This window comes from Ruegeria sp. AL7 (assembly GCF_056536105.1).
Genome location: NZ_JBQFJF010000001.1, coordinates 441,107 through 462,229 on the forward strand (window position 1 = coordinate 441,107; position 21,123 = coordinate 462,229).

General features: G+C 57.0%; 18 protein-coding genes and 1 pseudogene. 9 read left to right on the plus strand and 10 right to left on the minus strand.

Features of this window, described 5'->3' with window-relative positions:
• From ACR3E2_RS02235 to ACR3E2_RS02245, 3 genes are read right to left on the minus strand one after another with little or no spacing between them, the layout of a single operon-like run.
• Positions 1-918, minus strand: coding sequence for a flavin reductase family protein (locus tag ACR3E2_RS02235; protein ID WP_480481720.1), 918 nt, complete (start codon positions 916-918; stop codon positions 1-3).
• A complete protein-coding gene (locus ACR3E2_RS02240) occupies positions 915-1,703 on the minus strand; it encodes an alpha/beta fold hydrolase (protein WP_480481718.1) in 789 nt (262 codons plus the stop codon). Before ACR3E2_RS02240 ends, ACR3E2_RS02235 begins: the two co-directional genes overlap by 4 nt.
• Complete coding sequence (locus ACR3E2_RS02245) at positions 1,675-2,274, minus strand: amino acid synthesis family protein (protein WP_480481716.1); 600 nt, start codon at positions 2,272-2,274, stop codon at positions 1,675-1,677. The genes ACR3E2_RS02240 and ACR3E2_RS02245 overlap by 29 nt, the downstream gene beginning before the upstream one ends.
• Positions 2,275-2,381: 107 nt before the next feature.
• Here ACR3E2_RS02245 and ACR3E2_RS02250 point away from each other — a divergent pair, with 107 nt between their 5' ends.
• The 9 genes from ACR3E2_RS02250 to ACR3E2_RS02290 all read left to right on the plus strand — a co-directional run bounded on the left by ACR3E2_RS02250 (position 2,382) and on the right by ACR3E2_RS02290 (position 12,593).
• Complete coding sequence (locus ACR3E2_RS02250) at positions 2,382-3,254, plus strand: LysR family transcriptional regulator (RefSeq protein WP_480481714.1); 873 nt, start codon at positions 2,382-2,384, stop codon at positions 3,252-3,254.
• 69 nt (positions 3,255-3,323) lie between these two features.
• Complete coding sequence (locus ACR3E2_RS02255) at positions 3,324-4,367, plus strand: pyridoxal-phosphate dependent enzyme (protein WP_480481712.1); 1,044 nt, start codon at positions 3,324-3,326, stop codon at positions 4,365-4,367.
• Positions 4,364-5,509, plus strand: coding sequence for a M24 family metallopeptidase (locus ACR3E2_RS02260; RefSeq protein ID WP_480481710.1), 1,146 nt, complete (start codon positions 4,364-4,366; stop codon positions 5,507-5,509). Before ACR3E2_RS02255 ends, ACR3E2_RS02260 begins: the two co-directional genes overlap by 4 nt.
• On the plus strand, positions 5,506-6,216 hold the full coding sequence (locus ACR3E2_RS02265) for a maleate cis-trans isomerase family protein (RefSeq protein WP_480481708.1): 711 nt from the start codon (positions 5,506-5,508) through the stop codon (positions 6,214-6,216). Before ACR3E2_RS02260 ends, ACR3E2_RS02265 begins: the two co-directional genes overlap by 4 nt.
• A gap of 136 nt (positions 6,217-6,352) precedes the next feature.
• Positions 6,353-7,453, plus strand: coding sequence for an ABC transporter ATP-binding protein (locus ACR3E2_RS02270; protein WP_480481706.1), 1,101 nt, complete (start codon positions 6,353-6,355; stop codon positions 7,451-7,453).
• Between the two features lie 103 nt (positions 7,454-7,556).
• Positions 7,557-8,648, plus strand: a complete 1,092-nt coding sequence (locus ACR3E2_RS02275; protein WP_480481704.1) for an extracellular solute-binding protein — start codon at positions 7,557-7,559, stop codon at positions 8,646-8,648.
• Positions 8,649-8,718: 70 nt separating this feature from the next.
• A complete protein-coding gene (locus ACR3E2_RS02280) occupies positions 8,719-9,993 on the plus strand; it encodes an ABC transporter permease (RefSeq protein WP_209504364.1) in 1,275 nt (424 codons plus the stop codon).
• A 5-nt stretch (positions 9,994-9,998) separates the two neighbouring features.
• Positions 9,999-11,210, plus strand: coding sequence for an ABC transporter permease (locus ACR3E2_RS02285; RefSeq protein ID WP_209504363.1), 1,212 nt, complete (start codon positions 9,999-10,001; stop codon positions 11,208-11,210).
• 162 nt (positions 11,211-11,372) lie between these two features.
• Positions 11,373-12,593 (plus strand): aminopeptidase P family protein, encoded by a 1,221-nt coding sequence (locus ACR3E2_RS02290; RefSeq protein ID WP_480481701.1) that lies wholly within the window; start codon positions 11,373-11,375, stop codon positions 12,591-12,593.
• Positions 12,594-12,623: 30 nt separating this feature from the next.
• Here the strand turns inward: ACR3E2_RS02290 and speB are convergent, their stop codons facing one another.
• The 7 genes and pseudogenes from speB to ACR3E2_RS02325 form a co-directional block, all read right to left on the minus strand.
• A complete protein-coding gene (gene speB / locus ACR3E2_RS02295) occupies positions 12,624-13,601 on the minus strand; it encodes an agmatinase (protein WP_480481699.1) in 978 nt (325 codons plus the stop codon).
• Positions 13,602-13,890: 289 nt separating this feature from the next.
• The gene (locus ACR3E2_RS02300; RefSeq protein WP_480481697.1) at positions 13,891-15,180 is read right to left on the minus strand and encodes a flavin-dependent oxidoreductase; all 1,290 of its coding nucleotides are present in this window, start codon (positions 15,178-15,180) and stop codon (positions 13,891-13,893) included.
• A 69-nt stretch (positions 15,181-15,249) separates the two neighbouring features.
• The gene (locus ACR3E2_RS02305) at positions 15,250-16,545 is read right to left on the minus strand and encodes an acyl-CoA dehydrogenase family protein (protein ID WP_480481695.1); all 1,296 of its coding nucleotides are present in this window, start codon (positions 16,543-16,545) and stop codon (positions 15,250-15,252) included.
• 63 nt (positions 16,546-16,608) lie between these two features.
• Positions 16,609-17,955: pseudogene (locus tag ACR3E2_RS02310) on the minus strand (IS3 family transposase).
• A gap of 48 nt (positions 17,956-18,003) precedes the next feature.
• Positions 18,004-18,294: a hypothetical protein gene (locus ACR3E2_RS02315; RefSeq protein ID WP_480481643.1), complete on the minus strand. Its 291-nt coding sequence runs from the start codon at positions 18,292-18,294 to the stop codon at positions 18,004-18,006.
• A gap of 118 nt (positions 18,295-18,412) precedes the next feature.
• Positions 18,413-19,288: an amidohydrolase family protein gene (locus tag ACR3E2_RS02320; protein WP_480481641.1), complete on the minus strand. Its 876-nt coding sequence runs from the start codon at positions 19,286-19,288 to the stop codon at positions 18,413-18,415.
• A 15-nt stretch (positions 19,289-19,303) separates the two neighbouring features.
• Complete coding sequence (locus ACR3E2_RS02325) at positions 19,304-21,121, minus strand: feruloyl-CoA synthase (protein ID WP_480481639.1); 1,818 nt, start codon at positions 21,119-21,121, stop codon at positions 19,304-19,306.
• Between the last annotated feature and the right edge of the window lie 2 nt (positions 21,122-21,123).

The window sequence follows — 21,123 nt, forward strand, 5'->3', positions numbered from 1 at the left end:
TCAGGTCCTTTCCGACAGGCTGTGCACATCGCCCCGCTGGGCGTCACCCAGATAAAGCGAGAAATTGCGGGTTCGGCTTTCCAGCGCAAAACGAGCCATCATTGTGGCGATGGGTGCTGACGCGTATGGCAGGGTCGCCAGTTCTTTGATTGCGATCTCCTGAAGCGTGCCATGCCGGGGCAGGGACGGCGCAGACGCAAGAATGTAAACATGATGCGTGTTGGCATCGTCATAGACGGAATACGCAACCCCAAGGCGTGCATCGACACCTTTAGCCGTCAGGTCTTGCACAAGGCTGTTTCGCAAATCTTGCCGATCTGACAGCGTGACTTGCGGCGGACGGAAACCGGCTTCTGTTCTCTCCAGCAAGACGTGCCCGTCCTGTTCGATGATTGCGCCGCAGACCACGTTTCGCCCGGATGGTTCCAGCGCGCCACGTTCCAGCCCGAGGCTGAAATACTGCCCGTTCGCATAGCCAAGCCCGGGGGCATCGTCCTGAGAATACGTTTCGACCTGACCGATCAAAACGCAATGGTCCCCGGCTTCGACAACCTGATGAGTACGGCAGGAAAACGTTGCGACTGCCCCTCTGATCAAAGGGACGTCGTGCGTATCAAAGCAGTGATCGACTTTGGCAAATCGATCACCTTTGAACCCGGCAAACGTATTGGATACATCTTCCTGCCCCTCGGCCAGAATGTTCACCGCGAAACGGGCGCAGGTTGCGAATTCGTGATAAGAAGACAGGTTTTTTCCCGGACAAACCAAAAGCAGCGGCGGGTCGAGAGAAACCGAAGTGAAGGAATTGGCCGTGAAGCCGAGTGGATTGCCTGTGTCATCGCGCGTCGTCACAACCGTCACACCGGTCATGAACCGTCCAAAAGCACGACGAAGGTCACGAGGATCAAGCGCGGTCATTGGCGCAGCTCACTCAGAAAGCTGGAAATGGCGGCGTTGACCTGAGGTGCATGCGTCATTGGCATCATATGTGCAGCGCCTTCAATGATTTGCGCGCGTCCGTTCATTGCGGTGTCCGCCATGGCGCGTGACATCTCCGGGGTCGAATTGGGTTCAAGACTGCCGGTTAGAAAAAGCGCCGGGCAGCTTAGTTTCTCCAACGCGTCGCGCTGAGGGCTCTGACTGTGGGCGAAGACGGAATAGGCCGTTTTATACGCAGCCGGGTCCATCGCCGTCAGCCAACTACGGCAGGCATCGCGCTCGGCCGAGGCGACGTCTCCGAACCATCGATGCAATGTGCTGGTGGGATCAGCGATCGTCTTGCCATCCAGCTGCGCCGCACGGTCGCGCACGGTCTGTGCCGCATTCGCGTCTCTCTCAAAAACCGCGTTCAATGCGACGATCCCACATACCCGGTCTGACGCTTTGGCGGCAAGATCCAGCGCGATCATGGTCCCCATCGAGTGGCCCACCAAAACGACCGGACCACTCAGGCAGTCCAGAACACCCCGTGCCGCTTCGGTGTACGCCGACAACCCCAACCTCATGTCAGCCAAAGGGCTGTTTCCATGTCCGGGCATGTCCGGAGCGGTCATGCAACCTTCAGAAGCCAGCCCGTCCAATTGCGCGCCCCAGGCTTCAGCCCGCAAGCCAACACCATGCAACAGAAGGATATTCTGACCCGAACCGGTCTGGATGGCCGCCAGCCCGCCGATCTCAGACCGCGGCCGGGTTGTCCAGGTCATGGCCCAAATCCTTAAGATCCTGATAGCGGTCACCGATACGGTGGTGCGGTCTGCCCGAGGTTGCTGCGCCTAATACGACCACAACTTCGTCATCGCGCGGTGCGTCAGAAATCGAGAACTGAATTGTCAGGTAGTGCGACCTCCGCCCGGCATCGTTTTTATCCATCAACGGCACCATGATCGGTGCGTTTGCCGGGCCACGTGTGTTGGTGAACGCCAGATAGGATTTCGCGCCGACGGCCTCTCGGTAGTGATTACCAAATCGCAAGGTGTGAATAAGGCCCGAAGCGTGCTCGACCTCACCATTCAGCCCGACCACAGCGGCTTTGCCATAGGCTTCGATTGCCTCTCCACTCCCGGCCAGTTTGATCATGCGTTTCGTCATCATCTCACCCAGAACAGGGCCATAGGCTTGTATCTCGGGTTTAAGGTCTTCCACAAACCGTCCTGCCCAGGGGTTGTGAACCACTGCGGCCACGGCAAACATGCGCCATGGGGTTTTGGCGGCTTGGAAGCCCTCGACAAGGACCTCCTCATCGTAGGTGACAATCTTACGTATTTCCGGTTGCATCAAAGCTCTCCTGTCGCGCTCGCAAACGTTAAAAACGGACAGGGTTTTTGACAAATGATTGAATTATGTGCTTTGCCATTAAAAAGACTAATGGACAGCTTGACCAAATGGGTAAATCTCTTCCACCACTGACCTGGTTCCGATCCTTCGAGGCGGCTGCACGAACGCTTAGCTTTACGGCGGCTGCCGAAGAGATTGGGTTGACGCAATCGGCGGTCAGTCAGCAGGTGAAATCGCTCGAAATGCGTTTGGGGACAGCTCTTTTTGTGAGGCACCCCAGAAGCTTGGCGCTGACGGATGCGGGGCGTAAACTATTGCCCGAGGTTGGCAGCGCGCTTGAAGCGCTTGCCGCGGCTGCCGGGCGCGTGGACGCCAGTGCCTCCGGAGACATCCTGACTGTCGCCACGTCTGTTAGCATCGCCCATTGGGTTATTGCCCCATACCTGTCAGATTTTACCAGACGCCATCCTGAAGTACGCGTTCGGCTTCTCAGTGCGATCTGGCCCGATGATTTCCACGCGTCTCACGCTGATGTTCAGGTTCGGTTCGGGTCAAAGAAACAGGTAGGGCATGGCGCTGTCCGACTGATACCTGACCGGCTGGTTGCTGTGAAATCCCCGGCAGTCGCAGGAGACGTGTTTGACCTGCCGCTGATCGAGGCTGTCGGGACATCAAGTGGGTGGGGCACATGGTTTGAAAAACAGGGCTTGCGCCGCCAACCCGGTGTTTTTGTCGATACATTTGGGATGGCCCTGCAACTGGCCGTTCATGGTAGCGGTGTCGCCTTGGTCAGCGAATTACTGACGACCCATGCGATTGCCGCGGGTCTGGTCGTACGCGTGCATGAATGTTCGGTGGACAGCAACGAAGGGTACTACCTTTCGTCCAACGCTGCCAATCCGGCTGCCCGGCTGTTTCACGACTGGCTGTTGGCGTTGGTTGCAGAACAGGCCTCGAATACCGTCAACGTCCCTGATTGACGTCAGACGTTGGTTGACAGTGTTCCACCGATGGGATCACGTCAACGGGCCTAAACTCAGGGGAGAAGTATGCAGGTCATCACCAATCCACATCGGGCGGGCCAAAAGCTTGCACCGTCTGCGCCGTATCCTTCTACAAATGCTGCCCGTGTTGAAGATTTGCTTTCTCAGTGCCCTGTCGCGAAAGAAACGCCATTGGTGGATGTTGGGAAACTGGCCCCTGTAGCCCAGCTTTGGGTGAAGGATGAGCGGGCGCGGATGAACCTTGGTTCGTTCAAAGCTTTAGGGGCGGCCTATGTAATTGCGCGTCATGCGGCCGAGAGGACAGGTGAGCCGGGTGAACAAACTCTGGCAGGCGCAACCTATGTGACCGCCAGCGCCGGGAACCACGGCATGAGTGTTGCGGCGGGTGCCAGAATTTTCGGTGCGAAAGCTGTTGTTTACATTGCTGAAACTGTGCCCGAAACCTTTGCGGAACGTCTCAAAGGCCAAAAAGCCGAAGTTGTTCGAAGTGGTGCTGACTATGCCGCCAGCATGGAGGCCGCGAGAATGGCTGCCGACGAAAACGGTTGGATATTGCTGTCGGACAGTTCGTGGGAAGGATATTATGACCTGCCATGGACGCTTATGGAAGGCTATCTGCAAATGGCGGCAGAGGCTGTCAGGCAGTGTCCCGAGGTTCCGACGCATATTCTGTTGCAGGCAGGCGTGGGCGGGCTGGCCGGTGCCGTTGCTGCCTATGCACGAAACATCTGGGGCGACGCACCGAAGATCGTTGTGGTTGAACCCGAAGCGGCACCCGCGTTGCAGGCCAGCATAGCCGCCGGAAAATGTGTTTTCGCGGATGGCCCTGACAGCATTATGGGGCGTCTGGACTGCAAGGAACCATCGTTGATCGCGTTAAACGGATTGGCTCGCGACGCAGACCTGTTCCTGACCCTGTCAGACGACGATGTGGCGGCAAAGCTTGACGCAATGGCAAAGGCCGGGCTGGCCACCACGGCGTCCGGCGGGGCAGGCCTTGCGGCAGTGATGAACGAAACCGCGCGGAAAGCCATAGGGATCGACGAATACTCACGCGTTTTGTGCTTTCTGTCGGAGATCGCGGAATGAGGGGGTTCGATCAGGCAGAATTCGAGGCGCGTACCAAACGCGCGCAGGAGTTGATGCGAGTCGCGGATTTATCGGCGCTGCTGCTGACGACAGAAACTGATGTGCGCTACTTTACCGGCTATCTCACCCGATTTTGGGAAAGCCCAACCCGGCCATGGTTTCTGGTCGTGCCTGCCGCGGGCAAACCGGTGGCCGTGATCCCTTCGATCGGGGCCGCGCTCATGGGGCAGACCTGGATCGATGACATCCGAACCTGGAGTGCGCCCGACTTGCAGGACGACGGTATCTCGCTTCTGGCCGACGTCTTGGCCGAACTGACGCCCGTTTCGGGCAATATCGGGGTGCCGGATGGTCATGAGACACATGTGCGGATGCCCATGGCGGACATTGAACGCTTGCGCGGCGCTCTCGGTTCGCGTCGCATTACCGGTGATCAGAGTATCCTGCGCCGGTTGCGCATGATCAAATCCGAGGCTGAAATTGCGAAGATCCAAACAGCCTGCGATATCGCTGGACGCGCGTTCGCCCGCGTTCCCGAGGTTGCCCGCGCAGGAGTGCCTTTGGACATGGTTTTTCGCCGGTTCCAGATGCTCTGCCTTGAGGAAGGGGCCGATTGGGTGCCGTATCTTGCAGGCGGGGCAGAGCAGGGCGGTTACAGTGATGTAATATCACCTGCAACTTCGGCGCCGTTGGAACCTGGCGACGTGCTTATGCTGGATACAGGTCTGGTTTGGGATGGCTACTTCTGTGATTTTGATCGCAATTGGTCCGTCGGCCCAGCCCGGCCCGAGGTGAAATCAGCGCACGCCAGACTGGTAGAAGCCTCGGATGCCGCGCTCGAGATCGCACGGCCCGGTGCTACTGCCTCGGATTTGTTTCATGCCATGAACACGGTTCTGACCAAAGAGGCCGAAGGCACAGATGCGGGGCGGTTGGGTCATGGGTTGGGGATGTCACTGACAGAGTGGCCGTCCCTTATCCCGGCAGACCAGACCGTGCTGGAACCCGGCATGGTTTTGACGTTGGAGCCGGGCATCGCCGTTGGTACAAAAATACTTGTCCATGAAGAAAACATTGTCATCACCGAAGGCACCCCACGTTTTCTAAGCCCACGCATCGGGCCAGAGGTGATCGAGATATGACCCGGATCCATTACGCCCTTGATGAAGACGATCCCAAGTCCACCCCGCTTGGTCTGATCGTGTTGCAGACAGATGAAACGTTGGAGCCTGAGTTCAGTTCGTATTTTTCGGACCACAAGTATCCAATCTACGTGACGCGAATTCCCAGCGGGATCGAGGTGACGACGGAAAGCCTTGCGGAAATGGAGAAGGCGCTGCCAGCCGCCGCCGCATTGCTACCCAGTGCGCGACCTTATCGCGTTGTCGGGTACGGGTGCACGTCTGCAAGCTCGGTTATCGGGTCCGACCGCGTGGCAGAACTTGTCAAACAGACATGCCAGACCGCCGAGGTTACAAACCCTTTGCGTGCGGCAACGGCCTGTGCGCGACACTTGGGCGTTTCGAAATTCGCGCTGCTGTCGCCCTATATTGAAGAGGTAAACCTTCCCCTGCGCCGGGCCTTTGCCCAAGGCGGAGTGGAGATGGATGTTTTTGGGACATTCGGGGAATCAGAAGAGGCCAAAGTTGTTCGGATTTCGGTGCAATCCGTCATTGACGCTGCCACAAAACTGGGCTCGGACCCGTCGGTTGATGCGGTTTTTCTAAGTTGCACAAACCTTCGCACGCAACAGGCTATTCCCGAGATTTGCGCGCGTATCGGCAAGCCGGTTCTGTCCAGTAATCAAAGTCTTGCGTGGCATATGCGTGCTCTGAACGAAGCCGGGTGAGCTGTTAAATCCCGATATTGTGTAACAAAATCAGGATTCACTGTTGCAATGTGAACATCGCTTGGTCTTAACTAACGGCTACAGATCAATGAAATCCGCAGAAGACGGATAATCATTTGACGTAACAGGGGGTCTTGTGGCCGATACAATGAACGACGCCGCGTTTGTCGAATTCCAACGCGTACAGAAGTCTTATGACGGCGAGAACCTCGTCGTAAAAGACTTAAACCTTGCAATGCCCAAAGGTGAGTTTCTGACAATGCTTGGGCCGTCAGGCTCGGGCAAGACGACTTGCCTTATGATGCTCGCCGGATTTGAAACCGCTACGCACGGTGAAATCCTCTTGGGCGGCAAGCCCATCAACAATATCCCGCCGCACAAGCGCGGTATTGGCATGGTTTTTCAGAACTACGCGTTGTTCCCGCATATGACGGTGGCCGAAAACCTGTCGTTTCCACTGGAAGTCCGTAAACTGGGCAAGTCGGAGCGGGATGAAAAGGTCAAGCGCGCGCTGGATATGGTTCAGATGGGCGCCTTTGGTGGCCGACGTCCTGCTCAGCTGTCGGGCGGGCAACAACAGCGGATAGCTCTGGCTCGTGCCTTGGTATTCGAACCCGAACTGGTCTTGATGGACGAGCCATTGGGGGCATTGGACAAGCAGCTGCGTGAACATATGCAGTTCGAAATCACGCGTCTGGCCCATGAGCTTGGGATCACGACAGTCTACGTGACCCACGACCAGACCGAAGCGCTGACCATGTCAGATCGGGTGGCTGTATTTGATGACGGCCGCATTCAACAGCTGGCGCCGCCTGATCAGCTTTACGAAGAGCCAGAAAACAGTTTCGTCGCGCAATTCATCGGTGAAAACAATACGTTGGAAGGTGTTGTTAAATCAATCGATGGCAACACTTGCGTCGTACGCCTGGATGATGGCTCGGAAATCGACGCGGTTCCGATCAACGTCCACAAGGCAGGCGACCGGACCAAAGTCTCGATCCGCCCCGAACGTGTGGAGTTCAACAAAGACCGCCTGCGCGCTGACGCGCATACTTTGAAAGCAAGGGTCGAAGAGTTCATTTACATGGGCGACGTATTCCGGTTCCGCATGTCCGTAGCCGGAAACAACGAATTCATCGCCAAAACTCGAAATGCGCCTGATGCCGTACGCCTGACCCCCGGTCAAGAGATCGATATTGGCTGGCTGGCACAGGATTGTCGTGCGCTCGACGCATAGACCAAACCGCGCGGGACAAGTGCGGTTAAGCTGAGGGACCGGCCGGTGAAAACCCGTGCATCGGCTGACCACCACATAAAACGGGATGAACTGGGAGTAACACATGAAACCAACCAAGATCATGCTCACTGCGGCTGCAATTGCGACGGCTGCGGGCACTGTTTCAGCCGAGGAGATGACCATCGTTTCCTGGGGCGGTGCCTATTCAAAGTCGCAGTTGAAGGCGTATCACGAGCCCTATTCGGAAAAGACCGGTATCACCATTCTGAACGATGACAGCTCGGCCGAAGCCGTTGCCAAACTGCGCGCAATGAACGAAGCGGGCAACATCACATGGGACGTGGTAGATGTTGTGGCAGCTGACGCGATCCGCCTGTGCGACGAAGGTCTGGCCCTCGAGATCGATTTCGACAGCCAGTTGGCCGCAGCTCCGGATGGCACGCCCGCCTCTGAGGATTTCGGCGACCTGCTGGTCAGCGACTGCTTTATCCCGCAGATCGTCTATTCGACCACATTCGGCTACCGCACTGATCTGGTCGGTGACACCCCGCCGACCGACATCTGTGCAGTGTTCGATCTGGAAACCTATCCGGGCAAACGTTCGCTGGAGAAGCGTCCGATCAACAACATGGAATGGGCGCTGCTATGTGATGGTGTCGCCAAGGATGATGTCTATGACGTTCTGGCGACTTCGGAAGGTCAGGATCAGGCCTTGGCCAAGCTGGGCACCATCAAAGACAGCGTTGTCTGGTGGTCTGCTGGTGCGGACACGCCACAACTGCTGGCTGACGGCGAAGTCATCATGGGTTCGACCTATAACGGCCGTCTGTTCAGCGTGATTGAAGAGCAGAAACAGCCGGTTGCAATGCTGTGGGACGCGCAGGTGTTCGATCTGGATGGCTGGATCATTCCTGCCGGTCTGAGTGATGAGCGCAAGCAGCGCGCGCTGGACTATATCATGTTCGCAACCGACACTCAGCGTCTGGCGGATCAGGCCAAGTACATCTCGTACGGTCCGGCCCGCGCCTCGTCGGCTCCGCTGGTTGGTCAGCACGCCGATCTGGGGATCGACATGGCCCCGCATATGCCGACCGATCCGGAAAACGCCAAGAACACGTTCTTGTATAACTACGAGTTCTGGGCGGATTACCGTGATGACATCGACGCCAAATTCCAGGCGTGGCTGGCGCAATGAGCGTCTGATTTCATGACACAGTCGGGGGCGGTGCGCCGCCCCTGAACCAAGACAGATCCAAGGGGCTCCAATGACTGACGCAAGCCAAAATGCCGGACCCATGCTGGCAGCGGATGGAACACCGCTCAAGCTATCGCTGGCACGCTCGTTGCGGCGGCAAAAGCTGCGTGCCTTGCTGTTGATCGCTCCTTTACTTCTGTTCGTTCTGTTTTCCTTTATTGTTCCAATAGCTGCGATGCTATTTCGTTCAGTAGAAAACAACATCGTCTCTGACACTCTGCCTCTTACCGTCGAGGCGCTTCAAAACTGGGATGAACAGTCTGGAGAATTGCCGGGCGAGGGCGTGTATGATGCCTTTGTGCGGGACATGATTGTTGCGATTGACAATAAAGAGCACACACGGCTTGGTTCGCGTTTGAACTACGAAGAAACCGGTATGTCTTCGATGTTCCGCAAGTCAGGTCGTCAGATCAAGAAACTGGATCCTGAAACGGATGGTCCGTTTAAAGAGCAACTAATAGATATTCACGACGGATGGGGCGATACACAAACGTGGCGCGTGATCAAAACCCATTCGCCGAAGATCACCAACGGGTATTTTCTGAATGCGGTAGATATGCGCAGAACCCCCGACGGCGCGCAGGCACAACCCGAAGACAAGCAAATCCTTGTTAAGCTGTTCGGTCGAACGCTGTTTATGTCTCTGGTAATAACGGGTGCCTGTATCCTGCTGGCTTATCCGGTCAGCTATTTGCTGGCGACGTTGCCGATGCGTGTCTCAAATCTGCTGATGATCCTTGTGCTTCTGCCGTTCTGGACGTCACTGTTGGTGCGGACGTCGGCGTGGAAGGTGATGCTGCAACAACAGGGCGTGATCAACGAAACGCTGGTCTGGCTGGGGTTGGTGGCTGACGATGCGCGACTGGTGATCATCAATAACCAGATCGGTACGATCACCGCAATGACGCATATCCTGCTGCCGTTCATGATTCTGCCCATGTATTCGGTGATGCAGACCATTCCGGAATCCTACACGCGTGCCGCGAAATCCATGGGTGCGACCAACTGGACGACGTTCTGGCGCATCTACTTCCCTCAATCTATTCCGGGTATCGGCGCGGGTTCAATCCTCGTGTTCATTTTGGCGATTGGCTACTACATCACGCCTGAAATCGTGGGCGGTACCAAAGGTGTCTTCATCTCGAACCGGATCGCCTATCACATCTCGTCCTCACTGAACTGGGGACTGGCGGCGGCGCTGGGAACGATACTTCTGGCGGTCGTTCTGCTGCTCTACTGGGTCTACGACAAGATCGTGGGCATTGATAACGTGAAGCTGGGATAATCGACATGGCCGCACTTACTCCGATATCCCGCAAACCTTTGTCCATGGTTCTGCCAAGTGTCGCGCTGGCAGGCGCCTTCGCCGGTGTCTTTGTCGGCGCGGGTAACGGCTCGGTTCTTTTGGGCATCATTGGCGGCGCTGTCCTGATTTCTGCGCTCGCTTGGGTCTACATCACCGTTTTGAAGAACGAGAAGATGGCCCGCTGGATCAACATCATTGGTTTTGGCATCGCGGGCTTATTGATGTCGGGCCCAATGGGCGGAGTACTTGGCCTGCTGGGCGGCTGGTTCTTCGCCTGGTTTACTTATTGGTTGTACGAAGGGCGATACCGGCGCAAGCTGTTGCCGTACCTGACCGCGCAGCAGGTGTTTTACCACTACCTGTTCCGGGTGATCTGCGGTGCGATCTTCGTCTTCCTGATCACACCGATCCTTGTGGTCTTGCCGCTGTCGTTCAACGCACAGGACTTTTTTACCTTCACGCCCGAGATGTTGCGGCTTGACCCTGAAGGGTATTCGCTGAAGCACTACCGCGATTTCTTTACCAACAATGAATGGCAACGCAGCTTCAAGAACTCGCTGATCATTGCCCCGATTGCCACAATCATCTCGGTCTCGCTTGGCACCTTGGCGGCCATTGGTCTCAGCCAGAGCCACGTCCCCGGCCGCCGTGCTATCATGGGTATCCTGATTTCGCCGATGATCGTTCCGCTGATCATCTCGGCCACTGGCATGTTCTTTTTCTACAGCGATATCGGTCGGTTCCTTGAAGGCACGCTGGGCATGAACAAGAACTTTGTGGGTTATCTGAAAGTCATCCTGGCGCACGCCGTTCTGGGTATCCCGTTCGTGATCATCACTGTGACCGCCACGCTTGTGAGCTTTGATCGTTCACTGACGCGTGCGGCTGCCAACATGGGGGCAGGGCCGGTGCGGACCTTCTTCAAGATCCAGATGCCGCTGATCCTGCCGGGTGTGATTTCGGGTGGTCTGTTCGCCTTCATCACCTCGTTCGACGAAGTTGTGGTGGTTCTGTTCGTGGGCTCGGCCAGTCAGAAGACTCTGCCGTGGCAGATGTTCACGGGCCTGCGGGAACAGATCAGCCCGACCATTCTGGCGGTTGCGACGATCCTTGTGGTTCTGTCGATTGCGTTACTGACTACGGTTGAATTGCTGCGTCGTCGGTCCGAACGTTTGCGGGGGCTTTCACCCGCTTGACGGAGCATTCTGTCTGATCTAACGATTCACGTGTTCATCTCCGCTGCGATGGCGTCGCGGCGTTTAAGGGGATGATCGGCTCTCGGACCCCGAGACCGCCTGTCCTGAACGCCGGGACATGTGGCCGGGATTTGTCGCCCGGCAAAGATGAGAGACCAAGTGATGACCGACACATCAAAACGCCCCGAATTCTTTACCTGTCACAATGGTGACAAAGCGCCTTTGCCGTTCAGCAAGGGGGAGTATGATCGCCGTCTCAGCAAGCTTCGCAGCATCATGGCCGCACGTGATATTCCTGCGATTCTGCTGACATCGATGCAGAATATCGCCTACTACTCGGGCTTTCTGTATTGTTCCTTTGGCCGTCCGTATGGCTGCGTGGTCACCCAAGAGGCCTGCACCACCGTTTCGGCCAACATCGACGCCGGGCAACCGTGGCGCCGGTCGGTCGAAGACAACGTGATTTATACTGACTGGAAGCGCGACAACTATTGGCGTGCGGTTGCAAGCCTGATCGGCAATGTTAAGCGGATCGGCATTGAAGGTGACCACATGACGCTGGCCGCCCGCGACACCGCCCTGCGGATGCTGGGTACCCCCGAGCTGGTTGACATCGCGCCGGATACAATGACCGCGCGCATGGTCAAATCCGCTGAAGAGATTGAATTGATCAAGGGTGGGGCTCGCACCGCGGATGTTGGCGGGGCGGCGATCCATGCCGCCATCCGTGAAGGCGCAACTGAGATCGAGATTGCCATGGCGGGCCGTGACGCAATGGAAGAGGAAATCGCGCGCGCTTATCCAGACGCCGAATATCGCGACACCTGGGTTTGGTTCCAGTCCGGGCTGAACACCGATGGCGCACATAACCCGGTTACAAAACGCGCTCTGCAAAAAGGCGATATCCTGTCGCTGAACACTTTCCCGATGATCTCGGGCTATTACACCGCGCTGGAACGTACCCTGTTTCTGGGTGAGCCGGACGCTGACAGCCTGCGCCTTTGGAAGGCCAATGTGGCGGCCCATGAACTGGGCCTGAGCCTGATCAAACCCGGTGCGACCTGTTCAGGCATCACCGCCGAGATCAACCGTTTCTTTGCCGATGAGGGGCTACTGCAATACCGCTCGTTCGGGTATGGCCACTCGTTCGGCATTCTCAGCCACTATTACGGGCGTGAGGCGGGTCTGGAACTGCGCGAGGATATCGACACCGTGCTGGAACCTGGAATGGTCGTTTCAATCGAGCCCATGCTGTGGATCCCCGAAGGGCAACCCGGTGCAGGGGGCTACCGCGAGCATGATATTCTGGTGGTGGGCGAAGACGGGGCCGAGAACATCACCGGCTTCCCATATGGGCCCGGCCACAACATCATCGGTGCCTGATACAAAGAAGGGGGAATATACGTTCCCCCTTCATTTTTCGCGACCGGCGCGTTCGTGAAAGATGAAACCTAGGAAATTCAACAATAGCTGCGCAGCCAGAATCTGCGTGCTTTCGCTGGGGTCATAGGCTGGTGCCACTTCGACAAGGTCGATGCCGACGACATTGCCGCGTTTAGCGAGGCCTTGAAGGATTTCCAGTACGTCATAATACAGAAATCCGCCATGGCTGGGTGTCCCGGTCCCCGCCGCGATAGAGGGGCAAAAGGCGTCGATATCTATTGTCACATAGTACCGAGCACCTTCAGGAATGCGTTCAAGAACGCCCCCGGTTCCCAGCTTTCTCACCTGACGCACGGACAGGATGTCTGATCCACGTGCGCGTGCGTCCTCGTATCCTTCCTTGGCGGTTGACGAGACGTTTCGAATGCCCAACTGGGTCATCCCCGAGACATAGTCTTTCTCGATCGCCCGTCGCATGGGGTTGCCGTGGCCATTGGTGACACCGTGACGCTCGTCTACGAAATCCAGATGCGCATCGATTTGAACCACGTGGATCGGGCCATTTTGTGCACAATCATCTTCAAACGCGGAAATGCAGGGAATGTTGACAGAGTGATCGCCGCCGATCACAAGCGGCAGCGCCCCGGCGAACAGAATTTTGCGAACACCATAGGCGATGTTTTCGTGGCTGACCTCGGTCTTTGTGTGGACGATATCTGCATCCCCCAAATCCACGATGCGCACGGAACTGTCCAGATAGGTAGCATCGTCTTCGTGGTCATAAGCACCGGCATGTCCAAAACTGAACAGGGTCGAAGCCTCGCGCACGGCCCGAGGGCCGAATCTTGCCCCGGCGCGCCATTGGGTGCCGAAATCAAAGGGGGCACCTAGGACACAAACATCCGCATCAATTTTGTCCCAATCCTCGACATACGGAGATTTTCCAAAGGTCGATATTCCAACGAAAGGTAGGTTCAGTCGTCCTGACGCATATCCATGATCCTGCATTATCAATCCTTTCGCTGGTCATGCCGCCTTGCGTGCAATTGAACATGAGAAGGCGGTGCAATGAAATTAATTTTCTTCGATCAAACCATGTCTGGCGTTCAGACAGGTCTGATCCGGTGCATTCTTTCCGTTTAGCTGTTGGTCGTTTCGCCACAAACGAAAATTCAGAGGGGCAAGCTGTGGTCCCGCAAAATCGTTCACGGCAGCGCGTGATTTTGCGAGCGATACACAGGCCCGGCGAAACGCTGTTGTCATGGGCGCAGGTGTTCTATTTCCGACGGCTCATACATTACACCTGCCGCACAAGTTGCGAGCCGGGCGCAATCGTTGGCGGTGCACTGTTCAGGGCGTCACGCGCGAAACCGGCGGCAGCTTTGTATTTGGCCATGAAACTGGCCCTTTCAGCCAAGGGAATGACTGTTTCAATATCGTCGAACACACCGCCACAGCGGTCGTTGACCAAATTCAACAGGCCAAAAGGCCCGGCACCCCGATTGCGAAGGACAAGGTCTGACACCGGACCGCACAGCGTGTCATCATAGGCCGCCAGCGCGGTTGAGCCCACGCCATGCTTGAGCAAGCTGGCCCCCAATATGCGGGCGTCCATGATCGCCTGGCTGGCCCCATTCGAACCGGTAGGGTACATCGGGTGTGCGGCGTCTCCGATCAGGGCAACCGGCCCGTCGACCCACGTTTCAACCGGATCGCGGTCGATCATTGGGTTTTCATATGTCACATCCGCACCGCGGATCAGAGTTGGAACATCCAGCCAGTCATAGGTCCATCCGTCAAAATGGTGCGCGAAATCCTTGGCCTCGACCTGCCGGAACCACCCGGTTGCCACATGCGCGTCCGGGTCATCGTAGGTGACTTCGGCAATCCAGTTTATCAGCGCCATGCCGGTTCCGGGATCGGGGTGTGAGATCGGGTAGATCACCATTCGTTTCTTATGCGTACCCAGTCCGACAAAGGAAGAACCCGTGCGCACGGGCTTTGCCAGTGTTGTGCCGCGCCACATGACGGCACCTCCCCAATGGATCGGAGGTTGGCTTGGATGCATTTGGGCGCGGATGGCTGAATGGATACCGTCGGCACCGATCAGAATGGCACCGGTTTCGCGGTTAGCCCCCTCGTCAGTTTGCAGCCGCACTGTAACCGTCCCGTCCGCATTGATCTGGTACCCAGTGGCCCGAGCGCCAAGGCGTACGGCATCCGGGCCTGCGCGTTCGACAAACCGCTTGTAAAGCGCCATGTGAAACGCGCCGCGATGCACCGCGTATTGCGGCCAGTTGTAACCAGCGAATGTTCCGCGCGGTTCCGAGTAAATCTCGTGCCCATTCAAACCAACAAGCGCCCATTCCTGCGCAGGGACGCCGAACTTATTCAGATCCTGAGCCGTGAAACCCAGATCGTACAACTCGCGCACGGCGTTGGGTTGCAGGTTTATTCCGACACCCAGCGGGCGCGGGTGCCGAACGCTTTCAAAGACAGTGCAGTCGATGCCAATCTGATGCAGTGTCAGTGCCAGCGACAACCCGGCAATACCACCGCCCGCGATCAGCACTTTTGGATCTGTCATGTTACGTTCCTTTCAGTCCGATTGGTGGCGGGTATTGGTTGTCGATAATCTGCGCGCTTGGATCCAGCCTCAACCGCAAATGCGTTTGATCCGTTCCGGGGATGGATGAAGGCTTGCGGCGTTGCGCAGCCGCACCCGCAGACAAGTCAGAGCGGTATCAATCGTCGTATGCATGAACCCATGCGCCATCGCCGCGCTGTCACCCTGTTTCAGCTTTCTGCGAGCGGATTGCCAATTGTCCAGTGCGTCCGAGATCGCATCGCATGTCCAATGCTCGGCTTCATGCGCAACAAATTCGGCAAAGGCGTCGCCCGCAGGCCCTGCGGCCAGACGTGTTGCCAGCATACGCGCGTGTATGCCGTTGGCCCCTTCGTAAATCGAGGTAATTCGGGCGTCACGATAGGTCTGCTCCAGCCGGTATTCGCGCAAATAGCCATAGCCGCCCAGAACCTGCATACCCAATTCGGCGGCCTTGATACCGGCGTCGGAGCAATAGACCTTGGCGACCGGGGTCAGAAAATCGACCAGGTCAGGCGATGTGCCCCGTTCCATGGTGACAAATGCAAGATGTGCAAGACTGCGGCTACTGACCGCCAGCCAATCGATTTGATCCAGCATGCGGCGGATGTCGGCATGTTGATCCAGTGTTGCCGGTTGACCGTCGGGATTGCGTCCCTGTACCCTTTCACTGGCATAAGTACTGGCAATGTCATAAGCCCGCGCGGCGTGCGCGACGCCCTGTAGGGCGACATCAAGCCGGGCGTGGTTCATCATGGTGAACATGGCCATCAGACCTTCACCCTCGGCCCCAATCAATTCGGCTTTGGCACCATCAAATGCCAGCTGGCACGTGGGCGAGGCATGCAGGCCCATCTTTTCCTCGATGCGCGTTACGGTAGCTTGGTTGCGGCTGCCGTCTGTGCAGGAGCTGGGGCATAGAAACAGCGATAAACCTCTGACGCCGTCATCGGACGTGCGCGCAAGCACAAGATGCAGGATGTGATCGCTCATGTCCTGGTCACCGCCAGAGATAAAGATTTTTCCGCCCGTGACCTTCCAGCCATCCTCGGCAGGTTCCGCCCGGCAGCGCACGCGTGAAAGGTCAGATCCGGCCCCGGGTTCGGTCAGGCACATGGTGGCCAGAGTTTCACCCGAGGCCAGAGACGGAATGTACCGGTATTGCTGATCCTCTGTGCCAAAGCGCAACAAGGTACGCACCGCGCCCGGAACCAACCCCGTAACCATCTGAAGGCTGTGGTTTGCGCCCGAAAAAACCTCGGACGTGATGGCCAGCATCAAGGCTCCAAGCCCTTGACCGCCATATTCCTCAGGCACGGTGAGAGAGGGCCAGCCCTTGTCCGTCATCGAATGATTTGGAACACGAGCGTTTGATTGGCTTAGGAGGATCAGGCTCGCCGCAGTTTCAATCTACGCCGCGTTCTGATGATGCAGCAAGCGGCGTTTCTGGATTGTCTGGTGTTTGATTTCCTTTCTGCGTCTGAGGATTGTTTCGGCTCGACCGAAATAGACATCGGCGGGTGTCAGATTGCTGATGCTCTCGTGGTATCGGTTGTGGTTGTAGTGATTGATGAAGTCGCCGATGGCCTGTTCGAGCGCTCCTGGCAGATAGTAGTTTTCCAGCAGGACACGGTTCTTCATCGTCTGATGCCATCGCTCAATCTTGCCCTGGGTCTGCGGATGGTTGGGCGCTCCCGAACATGATCCATACCCTGCTCATCCAGCCATTTCGCCAACTCGCCAGAGATGTAACTGCTGCCGTTGTCGCTGAGCAGCCGGGGCTTGTGGGCAACGGTGACACTGTCACAACCTGATGCAGCCAAAGCGTCTTCCAGCGTTCCTGTGACATCGTCAGCTTTCATCGTGGTGCAAAGGCGCCAAGAGACAACGTAACGGCTGTAATCATCCAGGATCGTAGACAGGTAGAACCAGCCCCAACCGATGACTTTGAGATAGGTGAAGTCGGTCTGCCAAAGCTGGTTCGGCCGCACAGTCTTCTCATGGAATTCATCCGCCGCTTTGATGGTGATGCAGGCTGGGCTAGTGATCAGATCTTGTGCCTTCAGAAGCCTGTAAACACTGGCCTCAGAAACGAAGTAGCGCCTGGTGTCGGTGAACCGCACCGCAAGCTCGCGGGGCGATAACTCGGGTTCTTCCAGAGCCAGTTCCACGATCTGCTTGCGCACCTTGTCGGGGATGCGGTTCCAAACCCTACCGGCCGGGAATGGCGATCCTCAAGCCCGGCCTCGCCGAAAGACAGATACCTGTCGTACCAGCGGTAGAAGGTCGTTCTGGGAATGCCGAGCTTTTCCAGTGTGCGTTTGATCGGCAGGTGCGAACCGTCAACCAGCCGGATGATCTCAAGCTTTTCGGATGCGGGATATCTCATTCGTCGTCTCCCCATCCTCGAACATGCTTTTTGAGCAGCCGGTTCTCAAGGGTCAGGTCGGCGACTACCTCTTTCAGCGCCGACGATTCCGCTCTCAAATCCTTCACCTCAGAGCTGGTAGCCTGGCGTGCGGTATCGCCAGCCAACCGCTTCTTACCGGCCTCAAGGAACTCTTTCGACCAGCTGTAATACAGGCTCGTAGCTATTCCTTCACGGCGACACAGCTCCGCTATGCTGTCTTCACCACGAAGCCCATCCAACACAATACGGATCTTCTCCTCTGCCGAATGCTGGCGCCGTGTCTTCCTGCGGATGTCTTTGACAACTCTCTCTGCTGACGCTTTCTGTTTCCCGGATTTCATTCTCATCTCCACTCTCTGATGGTTACGATGAGCCTGAAATCCTCCGCTACGCAATCAACCTAGTCTGTTCCATGGGTGCTGATGGCGGACAGGCCAGCCCTGTTCCGAATACGTGGCATAAACTTGGGCAAAGCCAGCCGGCATGGATACGCGACCGTTTTCCAGCGTGCATCCCTGCCTGTCTCCCGGCTCGTCCAGCGGGGCAATTTCACCTTGTGCGAAGGCGGCAAAATGTTCGCCGATCTCACCAGCCAGGTCAGCGTCCCAGTCTGGAAGCTCGGTAGCCCGGGCTACGTGGTTCAACGTGAATAAGATGTCCGTAAGCGGGGCTTCGAATGGCTTCATGATCATATCACCCGACAGCTGGTAAGTTCGGCGGTCACGACGCGGCCCGGTTCTGGCGGTTTGGCACTGTCGAATCTCAAAGTGACTGGGTAGGGACGCGATGGGGCAGGGGGCAGCATCACGGGGTCAGTCCCAGCAGGCGCGCGGCATTGCCTTTGATGATGTCCGGGCGCAGTTCGTCCTTGATATTGATCTTCTCGAAATCCGACAGCCAGCGTTCAGGAGTGATCATTGGCCAGTCGGACCCAAACAGAACCTTTTTCCTGAGGATCGAGTTGCAGTATTTCACCAGGATCTCGGGGAAGTACTTTGGTGACCAACCGGACAGGTCGATATAGACGTTGGGCTTGTGCTGCGCCACGGACAGAGCCTCTTCCTGCCAGGGAAATGACGGGTGGGCGAGGATAATCTTCATATCCGGAAAATCGACGGCGACGTCATCCATGAACATCGGGTTCGAGTATTTAAGCCGCATTCCGTTACCGCCGCGCATGCCCGAACCGACACCGGTCTGGCCCGTGTGAAACAGGGCGATGCAGCCTTCCTCGGCGATTGCCTCGTAAAGGTCATTAGCCATACGGTCATTGGGGTAGAACCCCTGCATCGTCGGATGAAACTTGAACCCTTTGATACCAAATTCGCGGATCAGGCGGCGCGCCTCGCGTGCGCCCATCTTGCCCTTGTGCGGATCGATTGACGCAAACGGGATGAGCACATCGTCATTTTCCGCCGCCAAAGCGGCAACTTCTTCGTTCTTGTAGCGCCGATAGCCGGTCTCCCGCTCGGCATCGACCGGGAAGATCACCGCGGCTATGTTTTGCTCACGATAGTGCTGTGCAGTTTCGGGAACCGTAGGCGGGTGGCTCCACGGAGCGCCAAAGTAGTTGGCCATGGTTGCCTGCAGGTCGTCATAGCCATCATCCGAGTGGCACCCGCAGGGTTCTTCAGCGTGGGTGTGAATGTCGATTGCGCGAACCTTGGAGATATCGACCATCTGTTCGTTCCTTTCTCAGATCTTTACGATTGCCGGGTCGGCGTCGTCATAAAGACGCACAAGTAAATTTTGCCGCCGTGTCAGTATTTTGCGGAAATTGAGGTTCCCCTTGGCGGTCATTTCGCCCTCGGGCATCGAGGCGGGCTCGCTAAGGACAATGGCGCGCCCGATCCGTGTGGAACTGCCCGATAACTCGCGTGCGCGCTCTGTCAGGCGGCGGTGGATTTCGCCTTGCAACAGTGCGCAGCGGTAGGCGCCACTGTCGTCGCTCAGGTCAAATCCTTCCCGCTTCAACTCGGCGACATCGGGAAAGACCAGGACGCCGATCTCATTTCGGTCGGCACCTGTAATGACCAGATCTGAAGCAAGAGGCGCAAGACAGGTCAACAAGTCCATCCGCAATTGCGCGGCACGCACCCATGTACCGGTCAGCAACTTGAAATCTTCAGAAATCCGGCCATCGAATTTCATACCTTTGTTTACGTCCTGCGGGTCGATGAACCGCATGGCGTCGCCGGTAATGAAAAACCCTTCTTCATCGAAAACACTGGCCGTCTTTTCGGGTTCGTTGAAATACCCGGGCATCACGTTTGGCCCTTTGATGCGCATTTCGCACCGCATGTCTTCATCCGGTATCAGCTTGAGTGTCACGCCGTTCATCGGAACGCCAACAACCCCGGAACGATCAATGGGCTCGGACTGCATCATTGTGGCGGGCGCTGTCTCGGTCAGTCCCCAGGATGAGGTCATCAGCGGTATCTCACCTTTGACATCCAGCGCCATCTGTTCAAATCCAGACCAGATGTCCTGTGGCAGTGAAGCGCCCGCATAAAAGATCAGATCAAGTTCTTCGAAGAACCGCCGCCGCAAATTGCCATCCCGCTGCAATGCGCCCAGCAGCATGCCGTAACCTACGGGAACATTGAAGCTGAGCGTGCCGGTGACCATGGACAGGTTTTCCAGCGTCCTCTCAAACAGACCAGCTACCGGTTTGCCGTCGTCGATGTAGAAGCTTCCGCCGTTGGCGAGCATCATGTTGAAATTATGTGATCCGCCAAAGACGTGGTTCCATGGCAGCCAATCGACCACTCGGGGCGGACGCGTGCGCAGAAATGGCAACGCGTCGGCCAGCATGGTTTGGTTCACACACATCATGCGTTGGGTCGTGATGACCCCTTTCGGGGCCGAGGTTGAACCGCTGGTCATCAGGATCTTGGCGACGGAGGCGGGGCCAACCAGTTCATAGGCGGCCCCAAGATCGACACTGACATCCCCTTTGAGAAGTTCGTCGAACGCTGTGACCTGACTGTTCCTGCCTTGTCGGCTGGCTACGATTTCGACCCCTTGAAGCGCATCCAGTTCCAGCGCCTCTCGGTATTTATCCGCATCGACGACATAGGCCATCTTCGGGCGCGCCAGTTCGATGGCATGGCGCAGGCGGCCGTGCGCGCCATGGATCAACGCGTACTGCTCAGCCACGGGGGCTGTTGGTATGCCGATATACTGAGCAGCCAGACTCAGAAGGCCATGATCCAAGCCGTTACCGCTCATGATCAGGATCGGTGTGTCAGGCCCCATCCCACGCGCCAATAGCGAGCTTGCGATTGCCCGCACCTTTTCAAGCGTGGTCGCATAGCTTTCCTTGCGCCATCCTGCGCCGCTGCGTTCAGCAATGAACGTGCGGTCAGGCGCGTCCGAGGCCCAGGCGTGCAGCCAGACACCGGTTTTGTCGACGACAGGACCAAGAGTGTGGTTCGATTTCAGCAGGATGGAACCGTCGGCCCGATCTTCGCGCGAAACAGAATGCACCAGGTATTCCGATGTGCGTTGCATGA